This is a genomic window from Acinetobacter tianfuensis (assembly GCF_003611465.1).
Lineage (GTDB): Bacteria > Pseudomonadota > Gammaproteobacteria > Pseudomonadales > Moraxellaceae > Acinetobacter > Acinetobacter tianfuensis.
Genome location: NZ_RAXV01000054.1, coordinates 1 through 9,225, shown reverse-complemented (window position 1 = coordinate 9,225; position 9,225 = coordinate 1). Strand labels below are relative to the sequence as shown.

At 33.4% G+C, this 9,225-nt stretch carries 10 protein-coding genes; 4 read left to right on the top strand and 6 right to left on the bottom strand.

Annotated elements, in window-relative coordinates:
• Nucleotides 1-139: 139 nt before the first annotated feature.
• Both D7V32_RS16180 and D7V32_RS16175 read right to left on the bottom strand, forming a co-directional pair.
• Nucleotides 140-478, bottom strand: a complete 339-nt coding sequence (locus D7V32_RS16180) for a hypothetical protein (RefSeq protein ID WP_060875704.1) — start codon at nt 476-478, stop codon at nt 140-142.
• 59 nt (nt 479-537) lie between these two features.
• Nucleotides 538-1,194: a hypothetical protein gene (locus tag D7V32_RS16175; protein WP_060875705.1), complete on the bottom strand. Its 657-nt coding sequence runs from the start codon at nt 1,192-1,194 to the stop codon at nt 538-540.
• Between the two features lie 330 nt (nt 1,195-1,524).
• Here D7V32_RS16175 and D7V32_RS16170 point away from each other — a divergent pair, with 330 nt between their 5' ends.
• Together D7V32_RS16170 and D7V32_RS16165 are read left to right on the top strand one after the other, a co-directional pair.
• A complete protein-coding gene (locus tag D7V32_RS16170; protein ID WP_004884492.1) occupies nt 1,525-1,812 on the top strand; it encodes a BrnT family toxin in 288 nt (95 codons plus the stop codon).
• Nucleotides 1,799-2,113, top strand: a complete 315-nt coding sequence (locus D7V32_RS16165) for a BrnA antitoxin family protein (protein WP_120403538.1) — start codon at nt 1,799-1,801, stop codon at nt 2,111-2,113. Before D7V32_RS16170 ends, D7V32_RS16165 begins: the two co-directional genes overlap by 14 nt.
• Nucleotides 2,114-2,181: 68 nt before the next feature.
• On the opposite strand, the gene D7V32_RS16160 is transcribed toward D7V32_RS16165, so the two are convergent.
• The 4 genes from D7V32_RS16160 to D7V32_RS16150 all read right to left on the bottom strand — a co-directional run bounded on the left by D7V32_RS16160 (nt 2,182) and on the right by D7V32_RS16150 (nt 6,331).
• Entirely contained in the window at nt 2,182-3,438 is a 1,257-nt protein-coding gene (locus tag D7V32_RS16160; RefSeq protein ID WP_012268407.1) for a hypothetical protein, read from the bottom strand.
• Between the two features lie 9 nt (nt 3,439-3,447).
• Nucleotides 3,448-5,661, bottom strand: a complete 2,214-nt coding sequence (locus D7V32_RS16155) for a DNA cytosine methyltransferase (protein WP_012268408.1) — start codon at nt 5,659-5,661, stop codon at nt 3,448-3,450.
• 117 nt (nt 5,662-5,778) lie between these two features.
• Nucleotides 5,779-5,949: a hypothetical protein gene (locus D7V32_RS17395; RefSeq protein ID WP_171407693.1), complete on the bottom strand. Its 171-nt coding sequence runs from the start codon at nt 5,947-5,949 to the stop codon at nt 5,779-5,781.
• The gene (locus D7V32_RS16150) at nt 5,942-6,331 is read right to left on the bottom strand and encodes a hypothetical protein (protein WP_120403842.1); all 390 of its coding nucleotides are present in this window, start codon (nt 6,329-6,331) and stop codon (nt 5,942-5,944) included. Before D7V32_RS16150 ends, D7V32_RS17395 begins: the two co-directional genes overlap by 8 nt.
• Before the next feature lie 1,194 nt (nt 6,332-7,525).
• Between D7V32_RS16150 and repM the strand changes: the two genes are divergently transcribed.
• Both repM and D7V32_RS16135 read left to right on the top strand, forming a co-directional pair.
• The gene (repM, locus tag D7V32_RS16140; protein WP_032049727.1) at nt 7,526-8,443 is read left to right on the top strand and encodes a replication initiation protein RepM; all 918 of its coding nucleotides are present in this window, start codon (nt 7,526-7,528) and stop codon (nt 8,441-8,443) included.
• Between the two features lie 84 nt (nt 8,444-8,527).
• Nucleotides 8,528-9,067 carry a plasmid replication DNA-binding protein gene (locus D7V32_RS16135; RefSeq protein WP_099746938.1) on the top strand — a complete coding sequence of 180 codons (540 nt, stop codon included), beginning with the start codon at nt 8,528-8,530 and terminating at the stop codon, nt 9,065-9,067.
• Nucleotides 9,068-9,225 lie beyond the last annotated feature (158 nt).

The window sequence follows — 9,225 nt, the reverse complement described above, 5'->3', positions numbered from 1 at the left end:
CTAGAAACTAGAAACTAGAAACTAGAAACTAGAAACTAGAAACTAAAGCATTGATTTCTAAGGAAAATTATAACACATTTCGTATAAGGTGTATTATGTTAATTTTAGAAAATCTTTCTAATCCAAATTTAGTTTTCTGTTAAGTTCTATAATGAGGATCTAAGCGTAATACTGTATTCACATCATATTCAGCATCAAAAAAATCACAAATTTTTGACACCTTACCTTTACTTAATAATTTCTTATCTAGATAAATAATCAATTTATTTTTGTTGATATCAAAAATAACTCTTCCCCTTGGAACTTCATCATATTCCATATACCGTAATTCAGAGATATCTGCTTTGATTCTCTCCCAATATTCCATATGTGTATATTTACTATCAATTAACCCAATAGAATCCTTTTCATTAGAATTAAATTCATGAGCAATGCCTATAATTCTATCGCTATAAAACCAAAAAATACCTATCTTCATTTTTGATCCTACCCCTAAATTAAAACAGCCAATTAGTTCTAATTGGCTGTTTTATATAATTAATTATTCAAGTTATTGTAAATAATCTGACCATCTTTTTTATTAATTTTAGACAGTGTCTTTAAAAATACTGGAGTTCTACTACAAATGTCTCGAATATCTTTTGCTTTTAAAGGCGTATCTAGTAGTTGATAGTCCTCTAGCACTTGATAGTAGCAATTTTCTGGTACACCATCATGCTCAATTTTTATGGTTTGACCTGATGCTATACCGTAGCCTGAAATCCCTTTTCCGTTAGCATATAAAAATACAACATCTCCTTTTTTAATTCGTTCTATTTGTTGTTTATATCCATCATCAAATGCAGCCGCATATCCATTATTAATCATGAAATAATGATCATCTATTGAATACCGTTTACAAGTATTTAAAAGAAAATAATTATGATTAATAGCAATATTTTCTTGATTAGTTATAGAGCTATTTTCATCCTCATCAATCTCATTTTCTTGTTGTTCCAAAAGCTTTTTTTCTTCAGCTTTATAGTTATCTATTGCATCAGATAATAGATCAAGAATTACTTCTTGCTTAGTTGAATCAAAAAATACAGCTAAGTCTGAAATTATTTCATCCATAACTTGAGGAATTTTTATTGATGTTGAAATCATTTTTGTTTCCGTAGCTTGTTTATTGTGAAGTTTTTTTATGAGACTCATGATTATCACCTTTTAAAAGTTAAAAACAATTTAATAGATTTACAAAACAAAGTCAACAACTTTAAAATTTAAAGTTAAAATAAAGTTTATATTTTATTTAACATAATGGGCGTTATACGAAACGCATATAAAAATAGTTTTATATTTCAAAAAGTTATGTTATAAAAAATCGGGGACGCAACCCCGAAAAGCCGACTTGGAAACAAGTCGGCTTTTTTATGAGCGGTTTTGATACTTCTTGCCAATAAATCTGACTAAAAATTACGCTTTTCAGCTTGAGTGATACAATTTTGTGATACATTATTGTATATACAAATTTGAATGTTTTTTATGGAACAGTATTTCGAATGGGATGAGGCAAAGAATCGAAAGAATCAGAAAAAGCACGATGTCTCTTTCGAAACAGCAAGCCTTGTTTTTGATGATCCATTAAGGATCTCAATCCAAGACAGACATACCGATGGTGAAGAACGTTGGCAAACCATTGGAAAAGTAAAAGGCGTACTAATGCTCTTAGTAGCTCACACCATCTTTGATGAAGATGACTGTGAAATCATACGAATCATTAGTGCAAGACAAGTAACTAAGGCGGAGCGAGATAGATATGAGCATGGTTAGATACTCACGCAAAGAACTGAATGAAAAATTCAGCGACAAGCAAGATGCTGAAATTCAACGCTTGCTTGCTAAGGGAACGGTTGCTGACGATCAGCTAGATCTCTCAGATATACCTGAAATTACCGACTGGAGTAATGCTGTACGCCACAATCAATTCTATCGTCCAGTAAAGCAACAAACTTCAATTCGGTTAGATGCTGATGTGCTTGCTTGGTTCAAAGCACAGGGAAAAGGTTATCAAACACGTATGAATGAAATCTTACGGGATGCTATGCTCAAAGAATTAAAAAATCATCAATAAAAATGGGAGCTTAGGCTCCCATTTTTGAATTCGTATAAGGTGTATTATGTTAATTGTAGGATAACTAATCAAAGCTCTGGCAATGAACATACTTCTACGATTTTCTTCCAATTAAAAATAGGTCGATTCCCCTCCATCGTAAAAATATCTAACGCTTTCCACAATATTGTTTCATATTTCAGGAAACTTACTGTGCTAGAACTGCGAGCTTGCCTATTTGTATTTCTTTTTATCATACCTTTCAGCTCATAATCACTTTCTAATTCTAATTTCAATTTTTCAAATGAAAGATTATATTTTATAGGATTACTACTTAGCTTATCTAAATCAAAAATTAAGTCTAGATGTTTACCATGTAAAAGAATTAAGTTCAAAAAATAGTCTTTAAATAACCTACTATTAGGTCCATTCACCACTCCTAAGTGGTATATTTTCAAGCCTAGTTCTGTCAATTCATAATTAGAATCAATAACCTTCACATGCTTGCAAAATGTAATAAAGTTTTTTTTGATTGAATTAAAATAATTATCGCCAACAAACTTTTTGTCCATATCTTTATGGAGTTTCGTTATAGCATCTAACTTATCAGATCCCGTCAACGTTCTTATCTTTGCTAAATTTTTTTCAAAAAATAAAATATCTTTTTTTCCACCTAATGTTTTTATCGAATTACCTTGTATATCAAAAATAGGTTGGGGTAGAAAAGTTGTTAATATACTAGGTGGAGCAATGTAATTGTCCCAACAATATTCATAAGCATCTACATTAATAATTTTAATTTTTTTAAGATAAAAACAGTGAAGTATTAAATGAAATAAAGGTATTGGTAGGTCCTGATGCTTTGCCCAAAATCGACTATTTACCATGTCAGACGTTTGAGCTAATGCATTAGATACACTTACATTTCTTAGAATCTTTACTTGCTTTGGATCTTTATTATGAAAAGCAATTAGCCCTACCGCTAATTTATTGTCAATAACATCATTGAAGATAGACTCCATATAATTAGCTATTGCAAAATCTTCAATATATTCTGGAATAACTAGAAAAGAAGCATGTGACTTTTTTAGATAAGCAATAGTTTGGCCTAAGCCTGTGAGAATTCCTCTTTTAGTTTCAGTATCAGGCTTGAATTCAAAATTAATTTGCTTCTTTGTATTAGGATCATAAAAAGATGCATCAGGTGATGGAAAAACACTATCACAACCAACTCTATATAAACTTGGACCAATGTTTTCTTCTAAGCATCCCCATGCTCCACTTTTAAAATTGGCTAATACTGCATCAGTAGTAGTTTTAGCCAGCATATGATGATTCATTGACATAATAAAAACCTATTCAAGCATAGAATATTTCGCTAGATGCGTTGTATTTTCTTCTTTCCATTCATTATTAATGACTGTTCTTAAACGTTCACCAAAAATTTGAGCAACTAGACAGGGAAAAGCATTTCCCACCTGTAAGCATTGATTAATAATAGGTCCAACAAACTGATAATGATCAGGGAAGGTTTGAATACGTGCAGCTTCTCTTACTGTCAAGGTTCTATTCAAGACAGGATGAACAGGAAAAGCATTATGTCCTGGAACAATCGTTGAAGATGGTTTCTTTCGATCTAATCTTTTGTAAACATGACTAAAGTTTGCAATAGGCTTACCTGTTTTAGTCCCTGTTTTTAAATGCTCAGGTAGTCGCTCAATATCTAACTTTTTCCCTTCTTCTATATAAGAGTATCTTTCGACAATAGTAGGAGCATGTTTAGCTGGAACATGGTGCGAAAGTAAATCGTAAGATGAGGGGTCCATCAGATCTGTGATAACTTCCCCAACAGTTCTATATGGTAATTGCCATGAATCAGGTGTTGAGAAATATTTTGGCTTTGGAAATGGGATAACTAAATCTGTTTTAGTTCCAATTAATAAAAATCTCTTTCTTAATTGAGGAACACCATAATCAGCAGCATTTATTACCTTACATTCTGTTCTGTATCCATTCTCTGCAAAAAACTCTTGAATTGCTTTTACATATTCTCCATTTTGAGCAGATAAAATACCTGGAACATTTTCCATAATGAACCATTTAGCTTCTGATTTAATAACAATATTTGCAAATGCAAAAACTAAATTATTTCTTTTATCTTCACTAATTTGATGATTCTTTGTATTAACAAAACGTCTTTTTCCAAAGATAGAAAAACCCTGGCATGGTGGTCCACCAACAACAAGATCAACCTTCTGTTCTTTTAAGCGCATAGCGATATTATGTTGGATTTCTTCATCACTTAAATCTGCTTCAAGACATTCATGATCAGTGTGGTTCTTCCGATATGCTTCAACAGCATAACGATCAAAATCTGCACCTAATATGCAATCTAAACCAGCACTTTTTAAACCTTCAGTAAATCCTCCAACTCCACTGAATAGATCAGCAAATCTAAGGGATACACGTCCTGAATTTTTACTATTTTTAGTCTTAGTTAATTTAAATTTTTCACCAATAAATATATGATTTGTATCAATACTTTCGTAATCAACATCACTAATAAACTTCTCAATAGAATCAGCTAGTTTAGCTGCTAATAACGGTGGAACAGCATTACCAACAAGAATACATTGTGATCGGCGGTCCCCTTTAAAGATGAAATTATCAGGAAAGGTTTGAATACGTGCAGCTTCTCTAGGTGTTAAGCTTCTAGCTAGATATGGATGTACTGGCAATGCATTATTCCCAGGAACAATTGTCGATGAAATAGTTTTTCTATCTAATCTTGTATAAGTATTGCCAAAGTTTTTACGTCTAATATCTTCGGGGAGATCTTCAGGTTTCGGTAATTTACCGCCTTCAGGAATTAACTCATAACGACGTTTAACAATATCACTATGATTTAAAATAATATGATTTGGAAATTCTTCATTCTCAAAATTTGCTAAATCATTAATTGCATCACCAACATTTTTAAAAGATTTCAAAAAACCATATGGCTTTACATCAGGTTTTGGAAAATTGAATTTTTTATGTTGAAGACGTGTTCCCATTAAAAACACACGTTCTCTTTTTTGAGGAACACCATATAAAGATGAGTCAATAAGGGTATATGAAATACTATAACCTATTGATAAAAATGAATTAACAATGTTTTCAAAAAACCGCCCTTCAAACATTGTTAAAAGACCTTTAACATTTTCAAATAAAAAACATTTAGGCTTAAACGTATTCACTAAAGATACATAATTTTCAAACAAATAGTTACGTGGATCAGATGAGTTCTTATTGCCCATGTTTGAAAAACCTTGGCACGGTGGTCCACCAATAATTACATCAACTTCTTTATCACCAATAACTTTTTTAAATTTATCCAAAGGAATTTGTCGAATATCTTCTCTAAAAAATGGTACAGATGGATAATTATAAGAATACGTTAATTCAGCTTCTTTCATGATATCCGATGCTAACAAACAGTTATGTCCAGCTTCTTTAAAGCCTATGTCTAACCCACCAGCACCTGTAAATAAGGAAATAAAATTAAGAGCCATTAAAGTATCAAACATCAAAGTACAAATTTATGGAACGGCTATACTACTATATTAGTCAATTATAAATTGGGGTATATAGTTTGGCTGAGTAAAAAGACGACAAGTTAAGTCGTCTCTTATACGCAGCCCAGGTTAATCCTGGGCTTTTTGTTCAATCTGATCCTTGGCCTCAAACATACCAGGATTGGTAATCTGGATATTGTTCTGACAATTTTCGCAAAGCATCAGCCCTGCAAAAAGCTGTACGTTTTCCCTTGAATCACAGAAAGCACATGGTTTAGAAAGTTGAATAATATTACTCATGATTTTTTCCTTTCAGATAGCTAGCCTTGGCATGACTTTTTCCTTTAGCCTGCATTCCTCGAATCTCATATTTCTCTGTTTGTAGCTTCATAAGAATGCCTATTTGAAACATGTATATTTCCCCCAAATCTCCTAATAAATTTTCATTCAAAGAATTAGCCTGAGTAAATTGATCCAATGATCGATTAATATCTTTTTCAAAATCATTCACCAGTGTTTCAATCCGACTGACTTGTCTCTCAATGCTGGCCATCTGTAAATTACTGGTCAGCAGATCCCGTAAATAAGTTCCGAGTTTATCGCCCTTCAATTGAGCCAAACGCTCATATTCTTGTGCGACTTGATTGTCTAATCTGACGGCAACCGTTCGAGTACTGTTCATGAAAAACTCCTATCATTTGTTTTCAATCTAAGCACCTAATTTCTAAAAAGTAACTATCAAATATAAGTAAACACTGTGTTAAGTTTTAATGATTACAGGTTAAATAGCTAATATAAAAAGAGAAATTCACATAAAAGCGTAAACAAAGGTGATTACAATCTATCTTATTGTTTTGTAAGTAAATATTGCACTTTATTCGCAATAAAAAGTGTTTACAGCTAAGTCTATGAAAGATAACAAAAATCATGCTAAAAGCGTAAACGCTTTCCAGGCAGATGAAAAACCGCTGTATCCCTTATAGCATAAGGCTTTAGAGCCTTTATCTTTAGATGCGTGGTGTGTGAACCAAAAATTGCCGGTATGTACCGGCTCCCAATCCATTTAATTGACTTAACTGACAGTAAAGATAGTGCTTGACCAAAAGAGATCCTGGCTATTGTGTTTCTAAGGGAAAAATCTATAAACGGGAACTCTAGCCTACAGATCAAAAATAAAACCCACGTTAAAACGCTCTTACATGCGATTTCAGCCACATTTTTACTTAAAACATAGAATCTACTATTGAAATGAGTAATCAGGTCAAAAAACGCAAATGAGGGCTAAATAGAGGCTATTTTTGTTCTAATCGGGATGAATAGAGCGAGTGTCTACGAGCGAAGCAACAAAATTCGCACCTAGACTCTTTGAAAAACAGCTTTTTAGGCTGTGAAGCCTAAATAAGCGTAAATCACATGCAGAAAATTGGGCCTAGATCGAGCGTAGCGAGTAAAAAAGCTTTATGAGCGAAGCGAATTCCGAGTTGCTTTTGCTTTTTCTAAAAGTCACAACAGGATGATCTAAAAAATTGCCCCACGAATCGAGCGAAAGCGAGATTCAACAGAGTTTGAGCGTAGCGAAAACCAAGGGCAATTTTTCTTTGCCAGGGCTTTTAATAATTTTAAAGTTTTTAAATGCTTTTAGACTAGCTGAACACCTTTATTTTAAAGGCCTGTAGAGCTTATATGACTACGTTTACCTACCAATATGACTACGTTTACCTACCAATATGACTACGTTTACCTACCAATATGACTACGTTTACCTACCATAAGTCTTTATAATATTTTTTGTAGATTTAACTACGTTTACCTTGCATAAATCTACATAGTTATTAATATAGACTTATATTCATAAATAATAATGTAGATAAATAAGATGCGGGATTTAGTTGTTAAAGATAATGCTCTAATAAATGCTAGCTATAATTTGGACTTAGTAGAACAACGTTTAATCCTATTGGCCATTGTCGAGGCAAGAGGTAGTGGCAGAGGTATCAATGCAAATGACCCATTAGAGGTTCATGCAGAGAGTTATGTAAACCAGTTTAATGTTGCACGACAAACAGCTTATCAAGCTCTCAAAGATGCGTGTAAAGACTTATTCGCACGCCAATTTAGCTATCAAGAAGTAAATAAAAGAGGAAATATTGAGAATGTCCTAAGCCGCTGGGTCAGTGAAATTAGATACATTGATGATGAAGCAACAGTAAAATTAATATTTGCACCTGCAATCGTGCCTCTTATTACACGTTTAGAAGAACAATTCACAAAATATGAGCTACAGCAGATTAGCGATCTTAGTAGTGCTTACGCTGTACGTTTATACGAATTATTGATTGCTTGGCGTAGTACTGGCCAAACACCTGTTATTGAACTAGCAGAGTTCAGGCAGAAGATAGGTGTTCTCGATGATGAATACACTAGAATGGGAAACTTCAAGGATCGAGTGTTAAATCTAGCTATTGCCCAAGTTAATGAGCACACAGACATTAACGTTAAATGTGAGCAACATAAAAAAGGCCGTAACATTTCAGGATTCTCTTTCACATTTAAGCAAAAGAAAGTGATCACCTCTAAAAGTTCAACTTCACTTGAACTTTTCTCAAAAATGACCGATGCACAACGTCACCTTTTTGCTAATAAACTTTCTGAACTTCCAGACATGAATAAATATTCTCAAGGTACAGAAAGCTACCCACAATTTGCAGTTCGAATTGCTGAAATGCTAAAAGATAAAGAGAAGTTTGAAGAGCTTTTGCCACATCTTAAAAAAGTAGGATTTAGTACAAAATAAACTTCATGTTCAGGTAGGATGTTCATCTAAACATCCTTGTACATGCACTGAGGGATTACATTGAACACAACAAAATTCAGCGTCATGGACGCAAGTAAAGCTTTTAAAAAATCACGAACAACAATATATGAAGCTATAAAAAATGGTGAATTATCAAGGGATCATGATGGTCTTATAGATTTATCTGAACTTATCAGGGTCTATGGTAACCCTATCGGTGTTCAGTCCAATACACGTACTGAACACGTTCAAAAGGATGTACAAGTACGTGTTCAATCTGAAATTGAAAATGTATTGAAAGATCAAATTTCTCTACTCAAAAATCAATTGGACTTAGCCAATCATAGAGAAAAGGCTTTGATGCAACACATAGAAGATTTGACTCATAGAATTGAGTTTAAAGGTCAGCTTGAACAACCAAAAACAGAGGTAGAAGAGCACAAAGTTGCTCCTCCTGTTCATTCTGAGATGACAGAGAATCCTAGACTAGAACCAGGCCAGAAAGATGACGGATTGACTACTCCGGTCGAAACAGAAAATAAGCGCATTCCAGTACCGGAGCAGGTTGAACTGGAGCAGCCGAAAAGAGGTTGGTTAAGCCGGTTTTTCTTGCCGAATGGCTAAGAGACTTGTTTAGGCATGCTAATCAAAGTTCTGACACATTGATCAAAGAATAGGCGTGGAACGTGAAAAATCATAAAAAAAGCCCACCTTGGGGAAGATGGGCTATAAACTAGAAACTAGAAACTAGAAACTAGAAACTAGAAACTAGAAACTAGAAA